Annotated in this window: 24 protein-coding genes; 14 read left to right on the top strand and 10 right to left on the bottom strand. The window is 69.3% G+C overall.

Annotated features, from left to right (window positions below):
* Window positions 1-21 precede the first annotated feature (21 nt).
* Both V3391_RS01305 and V3391_RS01300 read right to left on the bottom strand, forming a co-directional pair.
* A complete protein-coding gene (locus V3391_RS01305) occupies window positions 22-1,188 on the bottom strand; it encodes an isochorismate synthase (RefSeq protein ID WP_332076622.1) in 1,167 nt (388 codons plus the stop codon).
* Complete coding sequence (locus V3391_RS01300; RefSeq protein ID WP_332076621.1) at window positions 1,185-2,393, bottom strand: MFS transporter; 1,209 nt, start codon at window positions 2,391-2,393, stop codon at window positions 1,185-1,187. Before V3391_RS01300 ends, V3391_RS01305 begins: the two co-directional genes overlap by 4 nt.
* Before the next feature lie 276 nt (window positions 2,394-2,669).
* On the opposite strand from V3391_RS01300, the gene V3391_RS01295 reads away from it, so the two are divergent.
* From V3391_RS01295 to V3391_RS01260, 8 genes are all read left to right on the top strand, one after another.
* Entirely contained in the window at window positions 2,670-4,937 is a 2,268-nt protein-coding gene (locus V3391_RS01295) for a TonB-dependent siderophore receptor (RefSeq protein WP_332076620.1), read from the top strand.
* Between the two features lie 106 nt (window positions 4,938-5,043).
* Window positions 5,044-6,081: an alpha/beta hydrolase gene (locus V3391_RS01290; RefSeq protein ID WP_332076619.1), complete on the top strand. Its 1,038-nt coding sequence runs from the start codon at window positions 5,044-5,046 to the stop codon at window positions 6,079-6,081.
* Window positions 6,078-7,397: a class I SAM-dependent methyltransferase gene (locus V3391_RS01285; RefSeq protein ID WP_332076618.1), complete on the top strand. Its 1,320-nt coding sequence runs from the start codon at window positions 6,078-6,080 to the stop codon at window positions 7,395-7,397. The genes V3391_RS01290 and V3391_RS01285 overlap by 4 nt, the downstream gene beginning before the upstream one ends.
* 98 nt (window positions 7,398-7,495) lie before the next feature.
* Window positions 7,496-8,881, top strand: a complete 1,386-nt coding sequence (locus V3391_RS01280; RefSeq protein WP_332076617.1) for a Vgb family protein — start codon at window positions 7,496-7,498, stop codon at window positions 8,879-8,881.
* A 75-nt stretch (window positions 8,882-8,956) separates the two neighbouring features.
* Window positions 8,957-10,006 carry a heme/hemin ABC transporter substrate-binding protein gene (locus V3391_RS01275; protein WP_332076616.1) on the top strand — a complete coding sequence of 350 codons (1,050 nt, stop codon included), beginning with the start codon at window positions 8,957-8,959 and terminating at the stop codon, window positions 10,004-10,006.
* Window positions 10,003-11,055, top strand: a complete 1,053-nt coding sequence (locus V3391_RS01270) for a FecCD family ABC transporter permease (protein ID WP_332076615.1) — start codon at window positions 10,003-10,005, stop codon at window positions 11,053-11,055. The genes V3391_RS01275 and V3391_RS01270 overlap by 4 nt, the downstream gene beginning before the upstream one ends.
* The gene (locus V3391_RS01265; protein WP_332076613.1) at window positions 11,052-11,855 is read left to right on the top strand and encodes a heme ABC transporter ATP-binding protein; all 804 of its coding nucleotides are present in this window, start codon (window positions 11,052-11,054) and stop codon (window positions 11,853-11,855) included. The genes V3391_RS01270 and V3391_RS01265 overlap by 4 nt, the downstream gene beginning before the upstream one ends.
* A 246-nt stretch (window positions 11,856-12,101) precedes the next feature.
* A complete protein-coding gene (locus V3391_RS01260) occupies window positions 12,102-12,521 on the top strand; it encodes a VOC family protein (protein ID WP_332076612.1) in 420 nt (139 codons plus the stop codon).
* A gap of 45 nt (window positions 12,522-12,566) precedes the next feature.
* On the opposite strand, the gene V3391_RS01255 is transcribed toward V3391_RS01260, so the two are convergent.
* Both V3391_RS01255 and purE read right to left on the bottom strand, forming a co-directional pair.
* Window positions 12,567-13,712 (bottom strand): 5-(carboxyamino)imidazole ribonucleotide synthase, encoded by a 1,146-nt coding sequence (locus V3391_RS01255; protein ID WP_332076610.1) that lies wholly within the window; start codon window positions 13,710-13,712, stop codon window positions 12,567-12,569.
* A gap of 184 nt (window positions 13,713-13,896) precedes the next feature.
* Entirely contained in the window at window positions 13,897-14,400 is a 504-nt protein-coding gene (gene purE / locus V3391_RS01250; protein ID WP_332076609.1) for a 5-(carboxyamino)imidazole ribonucleotide mutase, read from the bottom strand.
* A 124-nt stretch (window positions 14,401-14,524) separates the two neighbouring features.
* Between purE and V3391_RS01245 the strand changes: the two genes are divergently transcribed.
* The 3 genes from V3391_RS01245 (at window position 14,525) to V3391_RS01235 (ending at window position 16,183) form a co-directional block, all read left to right on the top strand.
* Window positions 14,525-14,794, top strand: a complete 270-nt coding sequence (locus V3391_RS01245) for a Trm112 family protein (RefSeq protein ID WP_232137836.1) — start codon at window positions 14,525-14,527, stop codon at window positions 14,792-14,794.
* Entirely contained in the window at window positions 14,791-15,663 is an 873-nt protein-coding gene (gene nadC, locus V3391_RS01240; protein ID WP_332076608.1) for a carboxylating nicotinate-nucleotide diphosphorylase, read from the top strand. Before V3391_RS01245 ends, nadC begins: the two co-directional genes overlap by 4 nt.
* Before the next feature lie 178 nt (window positions 15,664-15,841).
* On the top strand, window positions 15,842-16,183 hold the full coding sequence (locus tag V3391_RS01235) for a DUF3301 domain-containing protein (protein WP_332076607.1): 342 nt from the start codon (window positions 15,842-15,844) through the stop codon (window positions 16,181-16,183).
* A gap of 104 nt (window positions 16,184-16,287) precedes the next feature.
* On the opposite strand, the gene V3391_RS01230 is transcribed toward V3391_RS01235, so the two are convergent.
* From V3391_RS01230 to V3391_RS01205, 6 genes are all read right to left on the bottom strand, one after another.
* Window positions 16,288-16,776, bottom strand: a complete 489-nt coding sequence (locus V3391_RS01230; RefSeq protein ID WP_332076606.1) for a ClpXP protease specificity-enhancing factor — start codon at window positions 16,774-16,776, stop codon at window positions 16,288-16,290.
* A gap of 67 nt (window positions 16,777-16,843) precedes the next feature.
* Window positions 16,844-17,464 carry a glutathione S-transferase N-terminal domain-containing protein gene (locus V3391_RS01225; protein ID WP_332076605.1) on the bottom strand — a complete coding sequence of 207 codons (621 nt, stop codon included), beginning with the start codon at window positions 17,462-17,464 and terminating at the stop codon, window positions 16,844-16,846.
* A 182-nt stretch (window positions 17,465-17,646) separates the two neighbouring features.
* The gene (locus V3391_RS01220) at window positions 17,647-18,405 is read right to left on the bottom strand and encodes a cytochrome c1 (RefSeq protein WP_332076604.1); all 759 of its coding nucleotides are present in this window, start codon (window positions 18,403-18,405) and stop codon (window positions 17,647-17,649) included.
* Window positions 18,398-19,657: a cytochrome b gene (locus V3391_RS01215; protein WP_332076603.1), complete on the bottom strand. Its 1,260-nt coding sequence runs from the start codon at window positions 19,655-19,657 to the stop codon at window positions 18,398-18,400. The genes V3391_RS01220 and V3391_RS01215 overlap by 8 nt, the downstream gene beginning before the upstream one ends.
* The gene (gene petA, locus V3391_RS01210; RefSeq protein ID WP_425497184.1) at window positions 19,657-20,292 is read right to left on the bottom strand and encodes a ubiquinol-cytochrome c reductase iron-sulfur subunit; all 636 of its coding nucleotides are present in this window, start codon (window positions 20,290-20,292) and stop codon (window positions 19,657-19,659) included. Before petA ends, V3391_RS01215 begins: the two co-directional genes overlap by 1 nt.
* 156 nt (window positions 20,293-20,448) lie before the next feature.
* Window positions 20,449-21,411, bottom strand: a complete 963-nt coding sequence (locus V3391_RS01205) for a lytic transglycosylase domain-containing protein (protein ID WP_425497183.1) — start codon at window positions 21,409-21,411, stop codon at window positions 20,449-20,451.
* 167 nt (window positions 21,412-21,578) lie between these two features.
* Here V3391_RS01205 and miaB point away from each other — a divergent pair, with 167 nt between their 5' ends.
* The 3 genes from miaB to ybeY are packed head-to-tail and all read left to right on the top strand — an operon-like array spanning window position 21,579 to window position 24,526.
* Window positions 21,579-22,994, top strand: a complete 1,416-nt coding sequence (gene miaB / locus V3391_RS01200) for a tRNA (N6-isopentenyl adenosine(37)-C2)-methylthiotransferase MiaB (protein ID WP_332076601.1) — start codon at window positions 21,579-21,581, stop codon at window positions 22,992-22,994.
* Between the two features lie 60 nt (window positions 22,995-23,054).
* Window positions 23,055-24,041 (top strand): PhoH family protein, encoded by a 987-nt coding sequence (locus V3391_RS01195; RefSeq protein ID WP_332076600.1) that lies wholly within the window; start codon window positions 23,055-23,057, stop codon window positions 24,039-24,041.
* The gene (gene ybeY, locus V3391_RS01190) at window positions 24,038-24,526 is read left to right on the top strand and encodes an rRNA maturation RNase YbeY (RefSeq protein WP_332076599.1); all 489 of its coding nucleotides are present in this window, start codon (window positions 24,038-24,040) and stop codon (window positions 24,524-24,526) included. The genes V3391_RS01195 and ybeY overlap by 4 nt, the downstream gene beginning before the upstream one ends.
* The last annotated feature ends 52 nt before the right edge of the window (window positions 24,527-24,578 follow it).

The raw sequence follows: 24,578 nt of genomic DNA, 5'->3' as shown, positions 1-24,578 counted from the left end.
AACAGGGGTCCTGGTGTGTCTTCAGGCCGCGCGGGCGTCGTCGATGCCGAGCGCGTTGCGCAGGGCCATGAACTTCGCCGCGGTCTCGTCGACCTCGAGCGCGGGCTGCGAATCGGCCACGATACCGGCCCCGGCGAACAGATGCATCGCGTGGCCCTGCACGCGCGCACAGCGGATCGCCACGTACCAGTCGCCGTCGCCGGATGCATCGGTCCAGCCGACCGCGCCGGCGTAGAAGCCGCGGTCGAAGGGTTCGAGATCGCGGATCGCCTGCAGCGCCGGCAGACGCGGCGTGCCGCAGACCGCGGGCGTGGGATGCAGCACGCCGGCGAGCATTGCCGACGAGATGTCGTCGGTCTTCAGCGTGCCGGTGATGCGCGTGGCGAGATGCCACATCGTCGCGGTCGCATGCAGCGACGGTCGCGGTGGCGCCTGCAACTGGCTGCACAGCGGCGCGAGGCCGTCGAGGATCGCCTCGACGACGAACCGGTGTTCGTGCAGATCCTTGTCCGAGGCCAGCAACGCATCGGTGCGGCGGCGGTCCTCGGCCTCGTTGCCGACGCGACGCGCAGAACCGGCCAGCGGATGCGAGACCACCGCGCGGCCACGCCGCGACACCAGCAGCTCCGGCGTCGCGCCGACCAGCCAGGCGGGCGCTTCGCCCGGCGCAACCGGCAGCGGCACGACATAGGTGGTCACGCTGGCATCGCTGCCGAGCTTGACCGCGAGCACGTGCGGATCGATCGGCGCCGCAGCTTCCACACGCAGGCCGCGCGCGAGCACGACCTTGCGCAGCGCGTCCTCGCCCGCGGGCGCATCGCGCAGCACGGCGATGCAGCGCGCGACCGCGTCGGCGTAATCGGCCGCAGGCGGCAGTTCCGCCGCAGCGAACAGCGGGCCGAGCGTCGTCGGCAGGCTGCCGGTACCGGGCGTGGAGAAGCGCTCGGGCTGATACAGCGCGTCGTCCTGGTGCGGATCGAACGGCAGCGCGCCGACCAGCAGCTCCGGCCCGCTGCGCGGCGTGGCGAAGAACGTGGCGACGCGTTCGCCGAGCGTGGCCGCCGGACCGGCCGGCAGACGCGTGCGGATGCCGTCCGTCGCCAGACGCCGGTCCGGCGCGTGCAGCCGGAACAGGCTGGCGACGTCGCCATTCGGATCGCGCGCGTCGAGGGCGCGGGTCGCGCTCATGCGGGCCGCCTCGCGTGCAGGGTGGCGACCAGCGAGAGCACGGCCAGCACCACGCCGACGAACAGATACGGTGCCGACGGCGACCAGCGATACAGCAGCGTGCCGAGCAGCGGGCCGGCGACCATGCCCATGCCCTGCACCGCCGCGACCGTGCCTGCCGCCGCGCCCTGCTCGTGCGACTCGACCGAATCGGCCGCCAGCGCCTGGAACGACGGAAACACGAAGCCCATGCCGAACGCGGCGAATCCATAGGCCGCCAGCAGCTGCCATTGCACGGCCACCAGCGCCGAAGACGCGAAACCGATGCCGGAGACCAGCGCGCCGAATGCGATCCAGCGCGCCGGCGGGACGGACTTGAAGCGCATCACCAGCGACTGGGCGAGGATCAGACCGATGCCGACCGCCGTCAGCGCCAGACCGGCGACGCGCGCGCCATCGGCCGGCGACAGCTGCAGCCGGTCGATCGCGAAGAAGCCGACGACGACCTGGGCGATCGTCACCGAGACCATCGCCGCGAACACGGTGAACACCGGCAGGCGCAGACGTGGATCGGCCAGCGCCATGCCCGTCTTCGGCTTCTGGTGCAGGCTGTCGGAAGGCGGCGTGTCGGGCAGCCGCCACCACAGCACGGCGAGCGCCAGCAGCGGCAGCGCCGCGGCGATGTACAGCGCCAGCGCAATCCCGTGGAAGGCGATCCAGCCGGCCGCGGCCGGGCCCAGCACCATGCCCAGCGCATTCGCCGTACCGAGCTTGGCCATCGCACTGCCGCGCAGACCGGGCGCCACTTCATCGGCGACCAGCGCGCCGGCGGTCGGCGGAATCGCCGCATAGAACAGGCCGATCAACGCGCGCGTGCCCACCAGCATCACCACCGAGACCAGCACCGCCGGCGGCGACCGCAGCGCCACGTCCACGAACACCGCCATCGCGATGTAGACCACGGCGTAGCCGGTCAGACCGATCAGCAGCACGCGACGACGGCCGATGCGATCACTGAGCCGGCCCCAGCGTCGCGCCGACAGCATCCACAGCACGCCCGCAGCGGTGACCGACAGGCCGGCATGCCATTCGGCCAACCCCAGCAGGCGCACGACCGGGCCGACCACCGCGACGAAAGCCATCATCGCCATCGTGCCCACGAGGGCAGTGAACACCAGCGCCGGCAGGGCGGAAGCGGTGCGGGGCGCGGTCGTCGCAGTGAGCATCGGGGTCTCGGTTCGCAGGCGCCAGCAGCGGCCCGTCGGGGCAACGGATCAGCGATCCGGCGGTTGACGGGCCCGGGCCTGCTGGAAGGCCCAAATGATAACAGATCGCATTTACCAACTGCCTTTCTGGCGACGCGGGATGCATCGTTCCGCGGCAATGTCGTTATTGAGAATAATTCGCATTCATTTTACTATTCGCGAACGTCGCCTAGCGACGCCCTTTCCACGTCACCGCCTGCCGCCGCCATGGCGAGTTACCAGCGCCGGAGTTTCCGCATGTCGTCCGCCCGCCTGCACCGCACTGCCCTGTCCGCCTCGATCGCCCTGCTGCTGTCCGCGCCTGCCCTGGCGCAGAGCGTGTCCGACGACACCGATCGCGACGCCGTCGAACTCGATACCGTCCGCGTCACGGCCGAAGCCATCGCCCGCCAGGCGCTGGGGACCTCGGTGATCACGGTCGAGGACATCGAGCGCCGCCCGCCGGCGAACGATCTGTCGGAACTGATCCGCACGATGCCGGGCGTGAATCTCACCGGGAACAGTTCGTCGGGCCAGTACGGCAACAACCGCCAGATCGATCTGCGCGGCATGGGCCCGGAGAACACGCTGATCCTCGTCGACGGCAAGCCGGTCGGCTCGCGCGATTCGATCCGCATGGGCCGCAGCGGCGAGCGCAACACGCGCGGCGACACCAACTGGGTGCCGGCCGAAGCGGTCGAACGCATCGAAGTGCTGCGCGGTCCCGCGGCCGCGCGGTACGGCTCCGGCGCCTCGGGCGGCGTGGTCAACATCATCACCAAGCGCCCGACCGGCGATCTGAGCGGCTCGCTGAGCCTGTACGGCCAGGTGCCACAGCACGGCGTCGAAGGCGGCAGCCGGCGCGCCGGCGTGACCCTGAGCGGCCCGTTGACCGATGCGCTGTCGTTCCGCCTCTACGGCAACGTCAACAAGACCGAGGCCGACTCGCTCGACCTCAACGCGGACTTCCTGACCGATGCCGGCGTCACCCCGCCCGCGGGCCGCGAAGGCGTACGCAATCGCGACATCAACGCCCTGCTGCGCTGGGATATCAACGACGCGCATGTGATCGAGTTCGAGGCCGGCACCAGCCGCCAGGGCAACATCTACGCCGGCGACCGCGCGGTCAGCCTCGACGGCACGCCGCTGACGACCGAACTCGCCGAACAGGGCGCCGAGACAAACCGCATGTACCGCAACAGCGGCGCGGTGACGCATCGCGGCCGCTGGGGCGATGCGTCCTCGCGCGTGACGCTGGCGTTCGAAGGCACCAACAACACACGCCTCAACGAAGGCCTGGCCGGCGGGCCGGAAGGCACGATCGGCAGCGCGACCGCGTCGTCGACCTCGCGCCTGCGCAACTACGCGATCGACGGCGAGGTGAATCTGCCGACGACCCTCGGCGCGACCGAGCACATCTGGACGGTCGGCTTCGAGCACCGCGACAGCGCGCTGGAAGATCCGTATTCGATGTCGCAGTCGGGCGGCAACGGCGGCGGCATTCCCGGCCTCGACCCCACCCGTGGTGGCGGCAAGGCCGATGCGCAGACCTCGGCCGTGTTCGTAGAAGACAACATCTATGCCGGCGAGCGCTGGATCCTGACCCCGGGCGTGCGCTTCGATCACCACAGCCAGTTCGGCAACAACGCCAGCCCCAGCCTCAACGTGCAGTTCGCGCTGAGCGACGACCTCAAGCTCAAGGGCGGCGCGGCGCGCGCGTTCAAGGCGCCGAATCTCTACCAGTCAAACCCGAACTATCTGTACTACACGATGGGCTTCGGCTGCCCGGATAACTTCCCCAGCTTCGGCTCGGGCTGCTACATCCTCGGCAACGCCGATCTCGACGCCGAGACCAGCATCAACAAGGAAATCGGCATCGAGTGGGCGCCGGTCTCCGGCCACCACGCGTCGCTGACCTACTTCCACAACGACTACAAGGACAAGGTGGTCGCCGGCTTCACCCCGATCGGGCAGACGCCGGGCACGCCGACCGTGCGCCCCGCGCGCCTCTTCCAGTGGGAGAACGCGCCCGAGGCCGTGGTCTCGGGCCTGGAGGGCAACCTCAATATTCCGCTGATCGGCGACCGCGGCCGCGTGCTGAAGTGGAACAACAACGTCACCTACATGATCGAGAACGAGAACAAGGTGACCGGCCAGCCGCTGTCGGTGATTCCCGAATACACCGTCAACACCTCGCTTGACTGGCAGGCCACCGATGCGCTGTCGCTGCTGCTGACCGGCACGTTCTACGGTCGTCAGGAACCGGCGACGCGCGACATCAACAACGACGACCGCTGCGACGAAGCGGGCGCGGATTGCGTGTCCGTCCGCCAGGTGCGCGAGCCCTACACCGTCTGGGGCATCGGCGCGCGCTACCGCATTACGCCGACGGTCAGCCTCGGCGGCGGCGTCAACAACCTGTTCGACAAGCGTCTGTTCCGCGAGTCCAACAGCCAGTACGCGGGCGCGGCGACCTACAACGAGCCGGGCCGCGCGTACTACGTGAGCATGCAGATCGGCTTCTGATGCCGCACCAGCCGGACCGCCCAGGGTCCGGCCCTCATTCGCGACGTTCTGGACGCATCCGGCCCGTCGCCCGAAGATCGGAACCCCACACGCCACGATGTCCCGCATGTCCAACCGCCGATCCAACGCCGTCCGTCCGCTGCGCCTGGCCACGCTCGCCGCGGCCGCGGGCCTGCTGTTCGCGCTGCAGGCCATGCCGCAGACCGCCGCCGCGCAGCAGCGCGATCCGACGCGTCTCATCACCGACACCGTCGCCAACCACGCCTCGCAGCACTACGCGTTCCAGCGTTTCGACGTCAGCAGCGCCGACGGCCAGCGCACCTGGCGTGTGCACGTCGCCGCGCCGAAGGGCGCCGCGCCCGCGGGCGGCTGGCCGGCGTTCTGGATGCTCGACGGCAATGCCGCACTGATCGAATTCGACGACGCGCTGCTCGCCGAACTCGCCGCGCAGCCGGTGCCGCACGCGCTGGTGTTCGTCGGCTACGCCAACGACCTGCGCATCGATTCCGAAGCGCGCACGCGCGACTACACGCCGTTCGCGGGTGAGCGCCCGGTGCGTGACGGCGGCACGATCGTCGGCGGCGGTGGCGCGGATGCGCTGCTGGAAATCATCGAACGGTCGATCCGGCCCGAAGTCGAACGCCGCGTCGCCACCGATCCGACGCAGCAGACGCTGTGGGGCCATTCGCTGGCCGGCCTGTTCGCGCTGCACGTGCTGTACACGCGCACCGGCGCGTTCGACACCTACGCCGCCGGCAGCCCGTCACTGTGGTGGGGCGATGGCGCATTGCTCGGCGCGCCCGAGCAGCGCTTCGTCGCCAACAACGCGGGCCGCCAGGCGCGCGTACTGATCGGCCTGGGCGAAGGCGAGCGCACGCGCGAGGTCGCGCACCGCGATCTCAACGATCCGCGCGTGCAGGTGCATCTGCGCCGCATCGAAGCCGCGCCGCCGGATTCGGCGGAGAAACTCGCGCAGCGCCTGTCCGAGGTCGACGGCCTGCAGGTCGAATACCGCCAGTTCCCCGCGCTGACCCACGGCCCGATGTTCCGCGCCTCGCTGATGTGGGCGCTGCACGCGATCACCGGCATCGCCGATCACAGCGACACGCCGAGTCACGCCGACGGCGTGGATCCGAACCGGTGAGCGCACGCGCGACGGACATCGACGGCTACATGGCGGATACCGCGTACCCGATGCATTTCCATCGCGAACAGATGCCGGCGTGGCTGCACGCCACCGCCACCGCGCTCGGCGTCCGCGCCCCCGATCTGGCCCGGCCCTACCGCTGGTGCGAGCTCGGTAGCGGCGCAGGTCTGACTGCACTGGTCGCCGCGGCCTGCAATCCGTCGGGCCGTTTCACCGCCGTCGATGCCGATGCGACGCAGGTCGCGCGGACGCGCACCATTGCCGAGCGCGCGGGCCTGGCCAATCTCGACTGCGTCCACGCCGATCTGCGCGACTACGCGACGCACGACGGCGAGTCCTTCGATTTCATCGTCTCGCACGGACTCTGGGCCTGGGTGTCGGACGCGGTGCGCGCAGCGTGCCTCGCGATCGTCGAGCGGCGTCTCGCGCCCGGCGGCCTGGTCGCCGTCGGCTACATGAGTCATCCGGGCGCCTCGCAGCTGCAGGGCGCGCAGCGGCTGCTGCACGAGGCAAACCGCCATCTCGAAGGCGACACGGTATCGCGGACCACCACCGCGCTGTCGCTGCTGCGCGATCTCGCCGATGGCGGCGCGGGGTTCTTCGCCGAGCATCCCGGCGCGTCGCGCCAGCTCGATGCAATGGCGCGCGAACCGGCCGCCTACATCGCCCACGAATTCCTCGGCGCGCACTGGCGGCCACAGCACGTCGCCGACGTGATCCGCGACTTCGCCGGCGTGGGCTGCGGTTTTCTCGGCAGCGCGACGCCGATCGAGAACATCGATGCGCTGTCGATTCCGGGCCAGCTGCAGCCGCGGATGCGCACGCTGCCGCCCGGGCCACTCGCCGAGACCGCACGCGACCTCGCACGCAACCAGAGCCTGCGCCGCGACCTGTTCCAGCGCGACGCGCGTCGCCTCGACGAGGCCGCGCATCTCGATGCGCTCGACGCGCTGGTGTTCGCCGCCCTGCCCGGCGCGCCGACCACGCTCTCCGGCGATCTGCGCTTCGACACCCGCATCGGCCCGGTGACCGGCGCGCGCGATCTGTTCGCGCCGGTGCTCGATGCACTGGCGCAGGGGCCGCTGTCATTCGCCCAGCTGCGCACGCGCGCGCCGTACGACACTGCGCCGGGCCTGCTCAACCAGGCGCTGCAGGCGCTGACGTGGGCCGGCCTCGTGCATGCCTGCCTGCCGTCGAGCCGCGAGGCGTCGGCCGATGCGCTGGCGCGTCAACTCGCGCCGCTTCCGGGCGTTCCCGCGTTGGCACTGCTGCCGGCGATCGGGTCCGCCGCCTCACGCCAGGTGCCGCGATGAATCCCGTCGCCCGCCCAGCACACGTTGTACCCGCTCACCACGCAATGTCTTTCCGGCGAAACGGAACGCCGGTCCAATCCACGCTCCAGGAGTTCGTCATGCAAAAGTTGTTGTCCTCGCGTCGTCTGCGTCTCGCCGCTCTGTCCATCGCCCTGTGCGCCGCCGTCGGTGCCGCGGGTGCGCAGGGCTTCGGCCAGCCGGCCATCGACTTCAAGGGCGCCGTGCGCGCCGCCAGCCCGGTGATCAAGGCCGGCGACACGGTCGAACTCAACGGCACCGGCTTCCAGCCGGGCCAGTCGGTCACGCTGCTGCGCGGCGAAACCGTGCTCAACGCCCAGCCCTGGACCGCCGATGCAGAAGGTCGTTTCAAGGGCAATGTGCAGATCCCGGCCGACGCCGTGACCGGGCGTCACCCGGTCGTCGTGCGCGCCGCCAACCCGGATGCCGCCGTCGTGTTCGATCTGAAGATCTCGAAGGAACTGCCGCTGTCGGGCGCCGAGCGTTACGACGTGACCACCAACAAGCTGGTGCAGGGCCTGTACCAGGTCGCGCACAGCGAGGCGTCGAATGCGCTGTTCGTGACGGCCGCCGTCGGCCGTCCGCCGGTCACGCAGTCGGAGCTGCTCAAGCTCGATCCCGTCACGCTCGAAGTCACGGCCCGGGTCACGCCGGCCCAGGTCGCAGGCCAGACCGATGGTCGCGTGTACGCGGTCTACGGCGTGGCCGTCGACGACGTCAACGGCAACGTCTGGGTCACCAATACCCGCGACGACACGGTCGCCGTCTACAAGCAGTCCGACCTGTCGCTGGTCAAGCAGTTCGACAAGGGCGTGCTGCCGCACGGCCGCGATCTGGTCGTCGACACCAAGGACAACCGCGTCTGGGCCAGCGGCTTCGGCGGCGGCAAGTTCGTGGCCTTCGATGCGACGACGCTCGAGCTGGTGCAGGACCTGACCGTCGCGTCGGAAGTGCGCGGCGAGGAGTTCGGTCCGATGGCGCTGACGCTCGACCGCGCGGCCGGCAAGCTCTACTCGGTGGGGCTGTCGACCGGCGAGGTCGTCGTACTCGACGGCGCGACCGGCGCGGTCGACAAGATGTTCCGCTTCCCGTCGGTCAATGGCGGCATCGGCGTCGCGATCGATCCCGAAGGCCGTCGTCTCTACGTCGCGGCGCAGGGCAGCGACAACCTGGTGATCGCCAACGCCGACACCGGTGAAGTGCTGCACGACGTCTACGTCGGCGCCGGCGCGGTGTACGTCGCCTTCGATCCGCACAGCAAGCTCGCCTACGTGGCGAGCCGCGGTGCCGGCACGATCACGGCGGTGGACGCGAACGGCAACATCGTCGCCAACCTCGATGGCGGCACGTTCCCGAACCACGTGCTGCCGACCGGCGACGGCACGGTGTACGCGGTCAACAAGTCGCGCGGCGCCGAGGACCAGGACGGCGACCAGATCCGCCGGATCGCGCCGAAGGCCGAGTGAGGAAACCGCGGTAAAATGGCCCCACGGCGGCCGGACTCCGGTCCGGCCGCCGTCTTTTTACGAACTGGATTGCTGATGTCCGAACGTCGCCTGCGCGCTCCGTTTCTCCTTGCCCTCGCCTGCGCGCTCGCCGCGTGCGCGCCGTCGTCCACGCCGCCCGAGGCTGCATCGTCGACCGATGCACGCGCCACGCCGGATGCGTTGTCGGAAGGCTGGCTGCGGATCGCCGGTACCGACATCCCGCGCGTCGCACGTTCGCAGCAGGACCTGCCGGTCACGGTGCGGTCCGATGACGGCGTCGACGTCACCATCGCCGATACCAGCCGCACGATCGTCGGCAACGACGACATCGTGATGGTCATGGACTCACTCGGCCTGTCCGACCAGGTGTTCGCCGCGCCGACCAATGCCGTCACCGACACCGGCCGCGATGCGCAACACCATTTCCTGTTCAACCGCACCACCGGCGTCGAAGGCATCCTGAGCCTCGACGGCACCCTGTTCGTCGGCAACAGCCTGCGCCGCCACGGCAAGCTCGCGCAGCCGCTGCGCGATGCCGGGCAGACGCTGGTGATCGTCGACGAGCTGCAGCCGATTCCCGACAAGGTGCGCAAGCTCGCCACCGTGTTCGGCCACGCCGATGAAGGCGAGCAGCTCGCCATGCAGGTGCAGCAACAGCTCGACGAAGCCGCGCGCATCGCCGGCACCCACACACGCAAGCCGCGCGTGATCCACATTTCCGCGACCGGCGGCGGCGGTTCGCCGACCGTCGGCGGCGCCGATACCGCGGCCGCAGTGCTGATCCGCCTCGCCGGCGGTATCAACGTCGGCGACGAAGCCAAGGTCGCCAACTACTCGCAGCTCAGCAACGAGGGCATCGTCGCGGTCGAACCGGAAGTGATCCTTGTCAGCGAGGACGACCTGCGCGTGTTCGGCGGCGAAGCCGGTCTGTGGGAGGCGTATCCGACGCTCAAGCAGACACCGGCCGGCCTCGCCAATCGCGTCTGGGTGATGCCCGACACGCAGCTCAAGGTCAGCAGCATCGGCGGCGGCACCGGCGCGGTCGCGCTGGCGCAGGCGCTGACCACGCTGGCCGCCGAACTCGACACCGCGCCCGGCGCATGACCGGAGCGGCACGACGCACCGGCCTGGTCCGGCGACCGCCTGGCGGGCTGCTGTTCGTCGGCATGCTGGCCCTGCTGGTGGTCGTGATCGTGCTGTCGTTCGGCATCGGTCCGCTGCGCATTCCGCCCGGCGATGTGGTGCACGTGATCGCGCACAAGCTGGGCCTCGTCGATGCCGGCGCGCTTACGCAACGCGACATCTCGGTGGTCTGGAACCTGCGCGTGCCGCGTGCGCTGCTGGCGGTGATCGTCGGCGCGTCCTTGGCCATGGCCGGCGCAGGGCTGCAGGGCCTGTTCGGCAATCCGCTGGCCGATCCCGGCATCGTCGGCGTGACCCATGGCGCCGCGCTCGGCGCGGTGTCGGCGATCGTGCTGGGGCTGACCGCGTTCGGTGCGTGGACAATCCCGGTCGCGGCATTTCTCGGCGGCGCCGCGACGACGACGCTGATCTACGTGCTCGCCCGGCCCGATCGCGGCACCGGCACCGCGACGCTGCTGCTGGTCGGCATCGCGATCGCGGCGGCGTGTTCCGCGGCCATCGGCTTCTTCACCTACATCGCCGATGCCGACGAACTGCAGTCGCTGGTGTTCTGGCAGATGGGCTCGCTGGCGATGGCGAACTGGAACTCGATGCTGGCGGCCCTGCCCGCCTTCGCACTCGGCGCGGTCGCACTGCGCGCGCTCGCCACGCCGCTCGACATGCTGGCGCTCGGCGAACGTCAGGCCCAGCACATCGGTCTGGACGTCAAACGCGCGCGGCTGATGCTGATCGCGGTCTGCGCGCTGCTGGTCGGCTCGGCGGTCGCGTTCGCGGGCGTGGTCGGTTTCGTCGGCCTCGTCGTACCGCATTTCGTGCGTCTGCTCGCAGGCCCCGGCCATCGCTGGCTGGTACCGCTGTCGGCCGTTGCCGGCGGCCTGCTGATCGTCGTTGCCGACACGGCCGCGCGCAGCCTCGATCCGCCATCCGAAATCCCGCTCGGCCTGTTCTCGGCCGCGCTCGGTGCGCCGTTCTTCCTGTGGCTGGTGCTGCGCCGCAAGGGCGCCGCATGAGTCACGACCATGCCGACGCCGCGCACGACGTGCTCGCACTCGACGGCGTGACCGTGCGCATGGACGGCCGCGCGATTCTCGACGCGGTCGACCTGCGCTTCGCGCGCGGCACGCTCACCGCACTGGTCGGGCCGAACGGGGCCGGCAAATCGACCCTGCTCGCGGTCGCGAGCGGCGATCTCGTGCCGGCCGCCGGCCGCGTGCGCTTGTCGGGCGCTGAACTCCGCGACTGGAAGGCCCGACCGCTCGCCCGCGAGCGCAGCGTGCTGCCGCAGGACCACGCGGTGCGCTTCGGCTTCAGCGTGCGCGAAGTCGTCGCGATGGGCCGCCTGCCGCATGCGCCGGATCCCGAAACCGACGGTCGCATCGTCGACGCCGCGCTGGTGTCGGCCGATGTCACCCACCTCGCCGCGCGCGATGTGCAGACCCTGTCCGGCGGCGAATCCTCGCGCACCGCCTTCGCGCGCGTGCTCGCCCAGACCACGCCGGTCGTGTTCCTCGACGAGCCCACCGCAGCGCTCGACCTGCAGCACCAGGAAGCCGTGCTGCGCATCGCCCGCGGCCTGGCCGACGACGGCGCCTGCGTGATCGTCGTCCTGCACGATCTCAACCTCGCTGCCGGCTACGCCGACCGCATCGCGATGCTGCACCAGGGCCGCATCGCCGCCGACGGCACCCCGCGCGACGTATTGACCCAGACGACGATCGAACGCGTCTATGCACAGCCGGTCCTGGTGCTCGAACACCCGACCCGCGGCGTGCCGCTGGTGGTCAGCGACGATCCGCGCTCGGCGAGCTGATTCAAGCGAACCCGCCTGTTCGCACGCTGTTCGACACACGCCGACTCGATACCGCACCAGTCGTCAGCGACACCCGCCTCCCGCGAAGTCCAAGGCCCCTCTCCCTCCGGGAGAGGGGTTGGGGTGAGGGCACGCTTCGCGATCCGGTGTCCGATCGCGCGGCGCCCGCCGCACTTGGCGTCTGCCGCCCTGCGGCGCATCATCGGGCCACATCCGCGTGACACGACGCATCCCCGGAGACCCGCGATGTCCCCTCCCGCCGGTTCCACCATCATCCCCTGCCTGCGCTACGACGATGCCCCGCGCATGCTCGACTGGCTGCGCGACGCTTTCGGCTTCCAGGTCCAGGCCGTGTACGCCGACGGCGACACCGTCCACCACGCGCAGCTGGTGTTCGGCAGCGGGATGCTGATGCTCGGCTCGACGCAACGCGGCAGCGAATGGGGCGATCTGATCACCCAGCCGCGCGACATCGGCGGCCGCACCACGCAGAGTCCCTGCGTCGTCGTGACCGATCCCGACGCGCACTACGCACGCGCGACGGCGGCGGGCGCGGAGATCGTGCAGGACATCGCCGATCAGCCCTACGGCGGTCGCGGCTATTCCTGCCGCGATCCGGAAGGCCATCTGTGGTGGTTCGGCAGCTACGACCCGTGGGCCGAGTGAGCGCCTGATCTCTCGGGAGCGCGCTCGCGCGCTCCGATGCAGCAATCAGCCTTCGCGCAGACGCGCGACGACCGGCGCGACCTGCGCCTGCCTGCCCAGCGCTTCGCCGACATCCGCCAGCCGCTGCGCGAGTGCCTCGGCCTCGTCTGCGCGCAGCGTCGCGTGGCCGACCTTGCGACCGTCGCGCGACTGCTTGCCGTAGTCGTGCCAGTGTCCGCCGGCTGTCGACAGCACCGGCGCGGCATCGGGCATCGCGCCGATCCAGTTGAGCATGCTGACCACGCCGCGCACGGCGGTATCGCCCAGCGGCAGACCGAGCACCGCGCGCAGGTGGTTCTGGAACTGCGAGGTCTCGGCGCCTTCGATCGTCCAGTGCCCGGAGTTGTGCACGCGCGGCGCGAGTTCGTTGGCGAGCAGTTCGCCGTCGCGGCAGAACAGCTCGAGTGCGAACACACCGACATAGCCGAGACGTTCGGCGATCGCGCGCGCATGCGACAGCGCCGTCGTGTGCAGCGACGCATCGACCCGCGCCGGCGCCAGGCTCGCCGACAGCACGCCGTCGACATGCCAGTTCTCGGTCAGCGGCCAGGCACGGAACTCGCCATCGCGGCCGCGCACGGCGACCACGCTGAGTTCGCGCTGGAACGCGACGAAGCCTTCGAGGATCAGGCCCACCGTGTCGGCCTGCGCACCGAGCGCGTCCCACGCGGCGTCGACATCGGCCGGCGACTTGATCCGGAACTGGCCCTTGCCGTCGTAACCCAGCCGCCGCGTCTTGAGGATGCACGGCGTGCCGATGCGCGCGACGGCGTCGTCGAGCTGCGCGCGCGTGGCGACATCGGCGAAATCCGGCACCGGAATGTCGAGTTCGCGGAACAGCGTCTTCTCGGCGAGCCGGTCCTGGGTCAGCGCCAGCGCGCCGGGATTGGGAAACACCGGCACGCGTTCGGCGAGCCAGTGCGCGCTCTCGGCCGGCACGTTCTCGAAATCGAAGGTCGCGACGTCCACCTTGGCGGCGAACTCGGCCAGCGCTGCTTCATCGCGATAGTCGCCGACCAGCAGCGGCGCGAACTGCCCCGCGCAGGCGTCGTCAGCGGTGTCCATCACCAGGAAGCGCAGACCCAGCGGCGCGCCCGACAGTGCGAGCATGCGGGCGAGCTGGCCGCCTCCGAGAATTCCAACGGTGGTCATGCGTGTGTCCGATCAAGCGATGCGAAAGTCCTCCCCCGCTCGCGAGGGAGGGTTGGGTGGGGGCGAACGACCAGACTTGCGCAGAAGCCGGGCTCACCCACTTCGATGGCCGGACCGTTCGCCCCCATCCCCGCCTTCCCCCGCTCACGGGGGAAAGAGAAGCGCGGCGCTCTGGTCCCGACACTCAACGTCGCGGGTCGTCGTTGCCGGCGACGTCGTCGGTCTGGCGCTGACGGAACTCGGCGAGTGCAGCGGCGACCGCAGCATCGTCGGACGCCAGCATCGCCGCGGCGAACAGCGCCGCATTGGCGGCCCCGGCATTGCCGATCGCGAACGTCGCCACCGGAATGCCGGCCGGCATCTGCACGATCGACAGCAGCGAATCCATGCCGTTGAGCGCCTTCGACTGCACCGGCACGCCGAGCACCGGCACCGCGGTCTTCGAAGCCAGCATGCCCGGCAGATGCGCCGCGCCACCGGCGCCGGCGATGATCGCGCGCAGGCCACGCGACTGCGCGCTGGCGGCGTATTCGAACAGCACGTCGGGGGTGCGGTGCGCGGACACCACGCGGACTTCGTGCGGGACGCCGAGCTGCTCGAGCTTCTGCGCGGCGTGCTGCATCGTGTCCCAGTCGGATCGCGATCCCATCACGATGCCGACCTTCGGCGGAACGGAACTGGCGGTCATTGGGGGTCCCCGGCCACAAAGACGCATTTTATCCGTCCCGGCGCCATCGTGCTTGGATGCCACGGCCGCGCACCGCCGAATGCTAACCTTCCGGTCCGCTCCCGCTGCCCGCACAAGACCGCCCATGGACCGCAAGCTGCTCGATATTCTCGTCTGCCCCGCCAGCCGCCAGCCGCTCGCGCTGCTCGATGCTGCGGGCCTCGACGCGCTCAATGCGGCGATTGCCGCGGGCTCGGCGCGTCGCGAAGACGGCGCCGCGCAGGCCGGTCCGGTGCGCGAAGCGCTGATCACCCACGATCGCAAGCGCGTCTACCGCGTCGACGACGGCATTCCGGTGCTGCTGGTCGAGGAAGCGATCGGCACCGCGCAGATTCCCGACTTCCCGAAGGCATGAGCGGAACCGACCGCTTCGACATCCCGCGCGCGGCGGTCGCGGCCAACGTGGCCGCTGCGCTTGCCGAAGACATCGGCAGCGGCGACGTCACCGCGGCGCTGCTGCCCGATCACGACGACGTCGCCTATCTGCTGTGCAAGGAAGACGCCGTGGTCTGCGGGCGCCCCTGGTTCGACGCCTGTCATCGCGCGCTCGATCCCGAGGTGCGCATCGAGTGGCGCGTGGCCGAGGGCGACCACGTCACCGCCGGCACCGTGCTCGCGACGCTCGAAGGCCGCGCCCGCGCCCTGGTCAGCGCGGAGCGCACCTCGCTCAATTTCATGCAGACGCTGAGCGCGACGGCGACCGTCACCGCGCGTCACGTCGCCGCAGTGGCCGGTACCGGCACGCGCATTCTCGATACCCGCAAGACCCTGCCCGGCCTGCGACTGGCGCAGAAATACGCGGTGCGGGTCGGTGGTGGCCACAACCACCGCATCGGCCTCTACGACACCGTGATGCTCAAGGAAAACCACGTGCGCGCGGCCGGTGGGATCGCCGCGGCGGTCGATGCCGCGCGTGCGCAATCGCCCGACCTGCCGCTGGTGATCGAGGTGGAGACGCTGGACGAACTTCGCGCCGCGCTCGACGCCGGTTGCACGCGCGTGCTGATCGACGATTTCGACGCGGCCACGCGCCGCGAAGCCGTGCGCATCGCACACGCCGCGCCGTACGACGGACGCATTCCGCTGGAAGTCTCGGGCAGCGTGGATCTCGACGGCCTGCGCGCGATCGCCGGGGACGGCGTGGACGTCGTGTCGATCGGTGGGCTCACCAAGCACGTCCGCGCGATCGATCTGTCGCTCAAGCTCGGCCCGCCGCCGGCCTGATCGCGCTCGCGCGTTGCAATCCGCTCGTACGCGGCTGCTTTTACTGACGCACTCACGTCACTGACGTTCTCACGCGCCAGCGAAATGTCGGTCCTCGAGGCGCATGGACCGAAAGCCGCAACACGACGTCGGCGCATCCGCACTTGTATCCCGCCCCTGCCGCCGCCACAGTTCGCGCATGCCCGACTTTCCGACGATGATCTTCGTGATGCTGGCCGCGTTCGCCGCATTCCTGTGGTGGAGCGGTGCGCGCGCGGCGGCCGAACGCGCCGGTCAACTCGGACGCGATGCCTGCGAACGCGCGGGCGTGCAATGGCTGGACCAGGCGGTGCACGCGCATTCGATGCGGCTGCGCCGTGGCGACGACGGACGCCTGCGCGTCGAGCGCAGCTTCCGTTTCGAGTATTCGGAAGATGGCGTGCAGCGCCACATCGGGCACCTGGTGCTGCGCGGCGAACAGCTGATCGCCTTCAGCGGCCCAACCCGGCCGCAGCCCGCGTCGATCCACTGGACCAACTGAGATCGAAGGGCGCTCGTCATCGCCCTCGCGCTTTGACGTACCGACGCTTTATGTGCTGACGCTCTCACGTCCTGACGCACTCACGCCGTAACGGCGGCCGCCGCCTACTTCACGACCCGCAGATGGCCGCGACGCGGCTCCGGCGGCGTGTCGCCATCGGGCGGATCGTCCGGGCCTTCGGCCGTGCCGTTGCCGTCGTCTTCCACCGCGTGGAGCGAGGGCGCGCTGTCCTCGGCATCGTCGCGCGGCTCTCCCGAGCCGACGATCTCTTCGGGCAGCGCCATGCCTTGCCCGGTTTCGCGCGCGTAGATCGCGAGCACGGCGCCCACCGGCACCAGCACCGACTGGCTTACACCGCCGAACCGCGCGGAGAATCGCACGCTGTCGTTGTCCATTTCGAGCCGGCCGACAGCGCGGTCGGCGACGTTGAGCACGATGCGCCCGTCCTTGACCGCATGGGCCGGCACGCGCACGCCCGGCTGCCGCGCATCCACGAGGATGTGCGGGGTCATGCCGTTGTCGGCGATCCATTCGTAGAGCGCCCGCAGCAGGTACGGGCGATGGCTGGTCATCGGGGGCGTGCTGTCCGTCATGCGCGACAGTTTAGCCGTTCATCCCGTCGTTCAGATGTGCAGGGCTGAATGGCGCGCCAAGCCGCCGTCAGTCGGGCAGCGCGCGCAGTTGCCGCTCCTGTGGCGTCAGGCTGCGGACGAATCCGGGGCTGCGGAAGATCCGGTTGCCGTAGTCCTCGATGGCCTTGGCGCCGTCCTTCGGCAGCGGGATGTCGAGCGCCTGCAGGCGCCAGACGATCGGCGCGACCGCACAGTCGGCCAGACTCATTTCCGGATTGAGGAAGAACTTGCTGGCCTTGAACAACGGCACCGCCGAGGTCACCAGCTCCTTCAGGCGCTTGCGGCCGCTCTCGGCCTGCGCCTTGTTGCCCATCTGGATGGCCTGGACCTGCGGTACCCAGTCGTGCTCGATGCGCAGCATCGCCAGACGCAGGCGCGCGCGCGACAGCGGATCGACCGGCATCAGCGGTGGATGCGGGTAGCGCTCGTCGAGATACTCGCTGACCACGCTGGCGGCGTAGAGCACCAGCTCGCGCTCGACCAGGGTCGGCACCGAGTGGTAGGGGTTGAGATCGATCAGATCCTCGGGCGGATTCTGCGCATCGACCGGCACCATGTCGTAGTTCACGCCCTTGGCGGCCAGCACCAGGCGTGCGCGATGACAGAGCACGTCGTCGACAGAAGAGAACAGCGTCAGCACGTTTCGCATGGATGCACTCACGGCCGTCGCCCGGCCTGTCCGGAGGCTGGAGTCCGCCAGCCCGGTGACGCCGACTGCTGCTCGCAGACGGTTGTCGCGGTTTCCCGAGTCTCGCATCTACGTGAGCCGGACGGCAATGGGCCGGACGGCACGCGACGCTGCCCCCGGCGTGCGCCGGGGGACGGGATCGATCAGTGGACGTCGCGCCAGTATTCCTGCTTCAGCAGCCAGGCCAGGAACGTCAGCAGGGTCAGGAACAGCAGCACCCAGACGCCGAGCTGCTGGCGCTTGAGCGCGGCCGGCTCGCCGACGTATTCCAGGAACGTGGTGATGTCGCGGACGGTCTGGTCGAACTGGCGGGCGTCCTGGCTGCCGGGCGTGCCCAGCTCCAGATGCGCGACCACCGGCTCGCCCGAGTCGTCGACCTCGCCGTGCACCGGACGCTGCAGGCCCTGCATTTCCCACAGCGGGTTGGGCATCGAGGCGTTGGGAAACAGCGTGTTGTTCCAGCCCAGCGGACGGCTCTCGTCGAGATAGAACGACTTGAGATAGGTGTAGACCCAGTCGCTGCCGCGCACGCGGGTGATCAGGCTCAGGTCCGGCGGCGCCTGGCCGAACCACTGCGCGCCGTGCTCGGGCGTCATCGACGACACGATGTGCTCGCCATAGGCCGCGCCGGTGAGGTTGAGGTTGTTCATCACCTCGTCCTCAGTCAGGCCCAGGTCTTCAGCCATGCGCGAATAGCGCATGAACTTCAGCGAATGGCAGCCGGCGCAGTAGTTCATGTACAGCTGGGCACCGCGCTGCAGCGACGCCCGGTCACCGATGTCGGTGCCGGCCTGCTCGACCGGGCCGCCGGCGGCGGCGAATGCGCCGAACGACAGCAACAGGCCGGCGACGGCGGTGGCGATGCGCGCGAAGAACCTGCGGGAAGAGGTGTGGTCAGTCATGCATCGTCACCCGTTCCGGGACTGCCTTGGTCCGGTCGAGCTTGGTCCAGACCGGCATCGTGATGAAGAACGCGAAGTAGAGGAACGTCAGCACGCGGCCGATGATCGTCTCCACCGGGTCGGTACCGGGACCAGCGCCGATCTTGCCCAGCCAGACGAAGCACATCACCAGCAGTGCGAGCATGATCTTGGTGATCGGGCCACGGTAGCGGTGCGAGCGCACCTTGCAGCGGTCCAGCCACGGCACCAGGAACAGGATCGCGATCGCGCCGAACATCACCAGCACGCCGCTGAGCTTGTGCGGCACCACGCGCAACATCGCGTAGTAGGGCGTGTAGTACCAGACCGGCTTGATGTGCTCGGGCGTCACCAGGCGGTTGGCCTCGGTGAAGTTGTCGTGCTCGAGGAACCAGCCGCCGAACGCGGGCGCGAAGAAGATGATGAAGGCGGCGATGATCAGGAAGAAGCAGACGTAGAAGCCGTCCTTCACCGAGTAGTACGGGTGGAACGGAATGCCGTCGGCCGGCGCGGTCGTCGACCACCGGTTGCCCTTCGGGCCGTACTTGATCTCGACGCCATCGGGATTGTTCGAACCCACCTCGTGCAGCGCGCCCAGATGCAGCACCACCAGCAACAGCAGCACCAGCGGCAGCGCGATGACGTGCAAGGCGAAGAAGCGGTTGAGCGTGGCATCGCTGGGCAGGTAGTCGCCCATGATCCACTCGGTCAGGCCGTTGCCGATCACCGGAATCGCGCCGAACAGCGAGATGATGACCTTCGCGCCCCAGAACGACATCTGGCCCCACGGCAGCACGTAGCCGAGGAAGGCTTCGGCCATCAGCACGAGGTAGATCAGCATGCCGAGGATCCACACCAGCTCGCGCGGTTTCTTGTAGCTGCCGTACATCAGGCCGCGGAACATGTGGATGTAGACCACGATGAAGAACAGCGACGCACCCGTGGAGTGCATGTAGCGGATCAGCCAGCCCCACTCCACGTCTCGCATGATGTATTCGACCGAGGCGAAGGCTTCCGTCGCGCTCGGCTTGTAGTGCATCGTCAGGAAGATGCCGGTCAGGATCTGGTTGACCAGCACCACCAGTGACAGCACGCCGAAGATGTACCAGATGTTGAAGTTCTTCGGCGCGTAGTACTCGGTCATGTGCTTGCGGTACATCGGCATCAAGGCCGGTGCGCGCTCGGTGACCCAGTTGAAGACGCCGTGGGCGCCGCGGACGAGGACGTTGGCCATCAGGCGGCTCCCTGCGGATCGACGCCGATGACGAGCGTGTTGTCGTCGACGTAGTGATGCGGCGGCACGAGCAGGTTCGTCGGTGCGGGCACGCCGTCGTAGACGCGGCCGGCCATGTCGAACTTCGACTTGTGGCAGGGGCAGAAGTAGCCGCCCTTCCAGTTGGCGTCGAACGGCGCCGGCCGGATCTCGGCGACCATCTCAGGCGAGCAGCCCAGATGCGTGCACAGACCGACCAGCACCGAGATGTCGGCCTTGATCGAGCGCAGCTCGGGGTTCGCCTCCAGCACGTACGCCGGCTGCTGGTCGGGATTCCCGGATTCGGGATCCTTGAGCATGCCGTCGAGCGTCGGCAGCGCCTCGAGGATCGCCTTGGAGCGCTTGACGATCCAGATCGGCTGCCCGCGCCACTCGGCGACCAGGCGTTGGCCTTCCTGCAGCGCACTGATGTCCACGGTCACCGGTGCACCGGCGAGCTTGGCCCGGGCGCTGGGATTCCATGACTTGATGAACGGAATCGCGGTCACACCCGCGCCCACCGCTCCCACGACGAGGGTACTGGCGGTCAGGAACCGACGCCGCCCCTCATTGACTGGACCATCCCCACCAGGTCCGCTCACCGCTTCATCGACCATCCGGTACCCCGCCCTCTTTCGGTAGCTGTTGCGTACTGGCTGCCGCGGACCGTTTCGCCCGCGTGGGACGGCTGGCCGCATATAGAGAGGCCCGAGTGTAGCGGAACCCTGAATCGACCGACAATCGATTTGCAGATGCCGGATGCGGATCCCGGCTCAGCGGCTGGCGAGCTGGCCGCGATACCGGTCGGCCAGCGTGCCGACCCGGACCACGTAGCGCTGGGTCTCGGCATACGGCGGCACCCCGCCGTGGCGCTGCACGGCGCCTTCGCCGGCGTTGTAGCCGGCCGCGGCCAGGGTCAGATCGCCGTTGAAGCGCTTGAGCAGCCACGCGAGGTACTCGACGCCGCCGCGGATGTTCTGCTCGGGGTCGAAGGCGTTGACCACGCCGAAACGCGCGGCCGTGGCCGGCATCAGCTGCATCAGGCCCTGGGCACCGGCGCGCGAGAGCGCATTGGGATTGAACGCGGACTCGGCGTGCATGATCGCTCGCACGATCGCTTCCTCGACCCCGAACTCGCGGGCGGCGCGCGCGACCTCGTCGCGGTAGGCATTCTCGTTGAGCCGCACGCTGCCGAAGTTCACGCCCGGCGCCGCGCCGCAGGCGTAGCAGGTCTCGAAGAAGCTGTAGCGGATCGTGCGGACCGCGGCGACCTGCGCACCACCGGCGGGCCGGCTGCTGCTGTAGTGGCGCACGCCGTCCTTCACATACGAGTAGACCTGGCCCTGCTGCAGGCGCCGCTGGTTGCTGCCGGGCTGGGCCCGCGGTGCCGGCGTCGGTGCCGCGGTCGCGGTGGCGACGGGCCGGGCCGATGCCGTCGTGGCTGCGGGCGCAGGCGAAGCGGTGCCGCCCATGAAGGTCGCGGGCGCGCCGCTGTCGACGTTCGCGGGTGCCGTCGCCGGCGTGGGCGTTGCCGCTGCCGGGCGCGACGCGCGGGTGCCGCTGGAACGCGGCGCCGCGGGCGCGCTGCTGACGAGCCGGCAACTGGCGCCGCTGACGCGCTTGCTGACGTACTGCGGGATGCCGTCGCCGGAATCGCAGCGATACAGCGTGCTGCCGGCAACCGGAAAGGCCGCCAGCAGACCGAGTGTCGCGATGAGTCCCCATCCCCGTTTCACGATGCGGAGTGTCCGATGTTCGGCGGCGGTTGCCAAGTGCTTGATTGTGAACGGCGCCGACGGTCCTCCGGCGTGGCCCGGAGGACGCGGACGCGGCGCTTGCCGGTACACTGCCCGCCCCATTCCAGCCATCCGGCCCGGACTCAACACCGCGCCCCGGACATGCCATGACCCAGATCGCTTCCGCGGCGCCGAGCGCGCCTGCTTCCGACCTCCCTGTTTCGCCGACGCCCGGCGCTGCCGCGCCGCGCGGCAAGCTCTACATCCAGACCCACGGGTGCCAGATGAACGAGTACGACTCGGCCAAGATGGCCGACGTGCTCGCCGCCAGTGATGGCCTGGAACTCACCGACAACGTCGAGGACGCGGACGTCGTGCTGGTCAACACCTGCTCGATCCGCGAGAAGGCGCAGGAAAAGGTCTTCAGCCAGCTCGGCCGCTGGAAGGCGCTCAAGAAGGACGGCAAGCCGGTGCTGATCGGCGTCGGCGGCTGCGTGGCGTCGCAGGAAGGCGAGGCGATCGTCAAGCGCGCGCCCTACGTGGATCTGGTGTTCGGCCCGCAGACCCTGCATCGCCTGCCCGAACTGATCCGCGCCAAGCGCGAGACCGGCCTGCCGCAGGTCGACATCAGCTTTCCCGAGATCGAGAAGTTCGACCGCCTGCCCGAGCCGCGCGCCGAGGGGCCGAGCGCGTTCGTGTCGATCATGGAAGGCTGCTCGAAGTACTGCTCGTTCTGCGTGGTGCCCTACACGCGCGGCGAGGAAGTCAGCCGGCCGTTCGAGGACGTGCTGGTCGAGGTCGTGCAGCTGGCCGGCCAGGGCGTGCGCGAGATCAATCTGCTGGGCCAGAACGTCAATGCGTATCGCGGCCCGATGGGCGAAGGCGAGATCGCCGACCTCGGCCTGCTGATCCGGACCATCGCCGAGATCGACGGCGTCGACCGCATCCGCTTCACCACCTCGCACCCGCTGGAGTTCTCCGACTCGCTGGTCGAGGCCTATCGCGACGTGCCGCAGCTCGCGAACTACCTGCATCTGCCGGTGCAGGCCGGCAGCGACCGCATCCTGTCGGCGATGAAGCGCGGCTACACCGCACTGGAATTCAAGCAGAAGATCCGCAAGCTCCGCGCGGTGCGGCCGGACATCTCGATCAGTTCGGATTTCATCGTCGGCTTCCCCGGCGAGACCGACGCCGATTTCGAGAAGACGATGAAGCTGATCGAGGACGTCGGCTTCGACCAGTCGTTCTCCTTCATCTATTCACGCCGCCCGGGCACGCCGGCCTCGGATCTCGAAGATTCGGTGACCCAGGAAGAAAAGCATGCCCGCCTGTCGCGTCTGCAGGCGCACATCAATGCGTATGCCGCCGGCATTTCCGAACGCATGGTCGGCACCGTGCAGACGGTGCTGGTCGAAGGTCCCTCGCGCAAGGATCCGGCCGAGCTCACTGGCAAGACCGAGAACATGCGGTCGGTGAACTTCCCGGCGCCGGCGCGGCTGATCGGCCAGTTCGTCGATGTCGAGATCACCGCGGCGCTGAGCAATTCGCTGCGCGGTCGCCTGGTGCTGCGCGACACCGACTGAACCGAGCCGCGGCACGGCTTTACACGTCCGCCTGTCGCGACCCTCGCTAGAATCCGCGTCATGACCAACGCCCTCCCCGAACGCACCTTCCTGCTCGAGCCCTCGGACTCCGAGCGCCTGTCCAATCTCGCCGGTCCGTTCGATGGCCATCTGCGCCAGATCGAACTGCGCCTGGGCGTGGAGATCGCCAACCGCGGCAACATCTTCCGCGTCACGGGTCGCGACGAGGCCATGCTCGACCGCACCGAGAAGCTGCTCAAGGCGCTGTACGCCGAGAGCGAGGCTGAGGTGCTCGACAGCCATGCGATCAACCTGCGCCTGAGTCCGGCGAACGTCGAAGAGGACTACACGCCGCAGGAAGTCTCGGTGCGGGTCAAGCGCGGCACGATCCGCGGGCGCGGCGCGAACCAGGCCAAGTACCTCCACAAGATCACCGGCCACGACATCAACTTCGGCGTCGGCCCGGCGGGTACCGGCAAGACCTTCCTCGCGGTCGCGATGGCGGTCGAAGCGCTCAACGAAGCCAAGGTGCAGCGCCTGATCCTCGTGCGGCCGGCGGTCGAGGCCGGCGAGAAGCTCGGCTTCCTGCCCGGCGATCTGACCCAGAAGGTCGATCCCTATCTGCGCCCGCTCTACGACGCGCTGTACGAAATGCTCGGCGTGGAGAAAGTGGCCAAGCTGCTGGAACGCAACGTCATCGAGATCGCGCCACTGGCTTATATGCGCGGCCGCACGCTCAACGATGCGTTCGTGATCCTCGACGAGGCGCAGAACACCACGATCGAACAGATGAAGATGTTCCTGACCCGCCTCGGCTTCGGCTCGACCGCGGTGGTCACCGGCGACCTCACCCAGATCGATCTGCCCAAGCACGTGAAGTCCGGCCTGCGCGATGCGATCGAGGTGCTGCACGAGGTCGAAGGCGTCAGCTTCACGTTCTTCGAAGCACGCGACGTGGTGCGTCATCCGCTGGTCGCGCGCATTGTCACCGCCTACGAGCGCCGCGACGCCAGCGACGCGGCCACCGGCCCGGCGGCGCAGGGATGACGCAAGGTCCCACCCGACTCGATGTCGCGATCGGCTATGCGCTGCCGCGCAAGGGTCTGCCGGCCGCGGCGAGTTTCCGGAAGTGGTCGGCGGCCGCACTGGCCGGACGCATCCGCGAGGCGGATCTGGCGATCCGGATCGTCGACGAAGACGAAGGCCGTGCGCTCAACCGCCATTACCGCGGCAAGGACTACGCGACCAACGTGCTGAGCTTCCCCGCAGAGCTGCCGGAAGGCCTGCCCGAGGGCGTGCATCTGCCGCTGCTCGGTGACCTCGTCATCTGCGCACCGGTGGTCGCGCGCGAGGCCACCGAGCAGGCCAAGTCCTTGAACGCGCACTACGCGCACCTCACCGTCCACGGCGTGCTCCACCTGCTCGGCTGGGACCACGAGGACGACAAGGACGCCGAGGCGATGGAGCAGCTGGAGCGCGAGATCCTCGCCGGTCTCGGCATCGACGATCCCTACGCCGGCGAGCTGCGCTGACGGGCGCCTCCACGGCGGCCTGATAGACTGCCACCAAGGCCCATCCGGGCGA

Source organism: Luteimonas flava (genome assembly GCF_036584485.1).
Taxonomy (GTDB): Bacteria; Pseudomonadota; Gammaproteobacteria; order Xanthomonadales; family Xanthomonadaceae; genus Luteimonas; species Luteimonas flava.
The sequence above is the reverse complement of the archived record's forward strand: the minus strand, read 5'-3'. Positions and strand labels throughout refer to the sequence as shown.

What these genes read in the sequence shown, in the direction of transcription:
- purE (WP_332076609.1), bottom strand. Translation starts at nt 14,400, where the DNA reads ATGACCGCCAGTTCCGTTCCGCCGAAGGTCGGCATCGTGATGGGATCG.
- V3391_RS01260 (WP_332076612.1), top strand. Translation starts at nt 12,102, where the DNA reads ATGTCCCCTCCCGCCGGTTCCACCATCATCCCCTGCCTGCGCTACGAC.
- V3391_RS01305 (WP_332076622.1), bottom strand. Translation starts at nt 1,188, where the DNA reads ATGAGCGCGACCCGCGCCCTCGACGCGCGCGATCCGAATGGCGACGTC.
- V3391_RS01235 (WP_332076607.1), top strand. Translation starts at nt 15,842, where the DNA reads ATGCCCGACTTTCCGACGATGATCTTCGTGATGCTGGCCGCGTTCGCC.
- V3391_RS01245 (WP_232137836.1), top strand. Translation starts at nt 14,525, where the DNA reads ATGGACCGCAAGCTGCTCGATATTCTCGTCTGCCCCGCCAGCCGCCAG.
- V3391_RS01265 (WP_332076613.1), top strand. Translation starts at nt 11,052, where the DNA reads ATGAGTCACGACCATGCCGACGCCGCGCACGACGTGCTCGCACTCGAC.
- V3391_RS01225 (WP_332076605.1), bottom strand. Translation starts at nt 17,464, where the DNA reads ATGCGAAACGTGCTGACGCTGTTCTCTTCTGTCGACGACGTGCTCTGT.
- V3391_RS01220 (WP_332076604.1), bottom strand. Translation starts at nt 18,405, where the DNA reads ATGACTGACCACACCTCTTCCCGCAGGTTCTTCGCGCGCATCGCCACC.
- V3391_RS01270 (WP_332076615.1), top strand. Translation starts at nt 10,003, where the DNA reads ATGACCGGAGCGGCACGACGCACCGGCCTGGTCCGGCGACCGCCTGGC.
- V3391_RS01290 (WP_332076619.1), top strand. Translation starts at nt 5,044, where the DNA reads ATGTCCAACCGCCGATCCAACGCCGTCCGTCCGCTGCGCCTGGCCACG.
- nadC (WP_332076608.1), top strand. Translation starts at nt 14,791, where the DNA reads ATGAGCGGAACCGACCGCTTCGACATCCCGCGCGCGGCGGTCGCGGCC.
- V3391_RS01230 (WP_332076606.1), bottom strand. Translation starts at nt 16,776, where the DNA reads ATGACGGACAGCACGCCCCCGATGACCAGCCATCGCCCGTACCTGCTG.
- V3391_RS01295 (WP_332076620.1), top strand. Translation starts at nt 2,670, where the DNA reads ATGTCGTCCGCCCGCCTGCACCGCACTGCCCTGTCCGCCTCGATCGCC.
- V3391_RS01275 (WP_332076616.1), top strand. Translation starts at nt 8,957, where the DNA reads ATGTCCGAACGTCGCCTGCGCGCTCCGTTTCTCCTTGCCCTCGCCTGC.
- V3391_RS01280 (WP_332076617.1), top strand. Translation starts at nt 7,496, where the DNA reads ATGCAAAAGTTGTTGTCCTCGCGTCGTCTGCGTCTCGCCGCTCTGTCC.
- ybeY (WP_332076599.1), top strand. Translation starts at nt 24,038, where the DNA reads ATGACGCAAGGTCCCACCCGACTCGATGTCGCGATCGGCTATGCGCTG.
- V3391_RS01255 (WP_332076610.1), bottom strand. Translation starts at nt 13,712, where the DNA reads ATGACCACCGTTGGAATTCTCGGAGGCGGCCAGCTCGCCCGCATGCTC.
- V3391_RS01300 (WP_332076621.1), bottom strand. Translation starts at nt 2,393, where the DNA reads ATGCTCACTGCGACGACCGCGCCCCGCACCGCTTCCGCCCTGCCGGCG.
- petA (WP_425497184.1), bottom strand. Translation starts at nt 20,292, where the DNA reads ATGGTCGATGAAGCGGTGAGCGGACCTGGTGGGGATGGTCCAGTCAAT.
- V3391_RS01215 (WP_332076603.1), bottom strand. Translation starts at nt 19,657, where the DNA reads ATGGCCAACGTCCTCGTCCGCGGCGCCCACGGCGTCTTCAACTGGGTC.
- miaB (WP_332076601.1), top strand. Translation starts at nt 21,579, where the DNA reads ATGACCCAGATCGCTTCCGCGGCGCCGAGCGCGCCTGCTTCCGACCTC.
- V3391_RS01195 (WP_332076600.1), top strand. Translation starts at nt 23,055, where the DNA reads ATGACCAACGCCCTCCCCGAACGCACCTTCCTGCTCGAGCCCTCGGAC.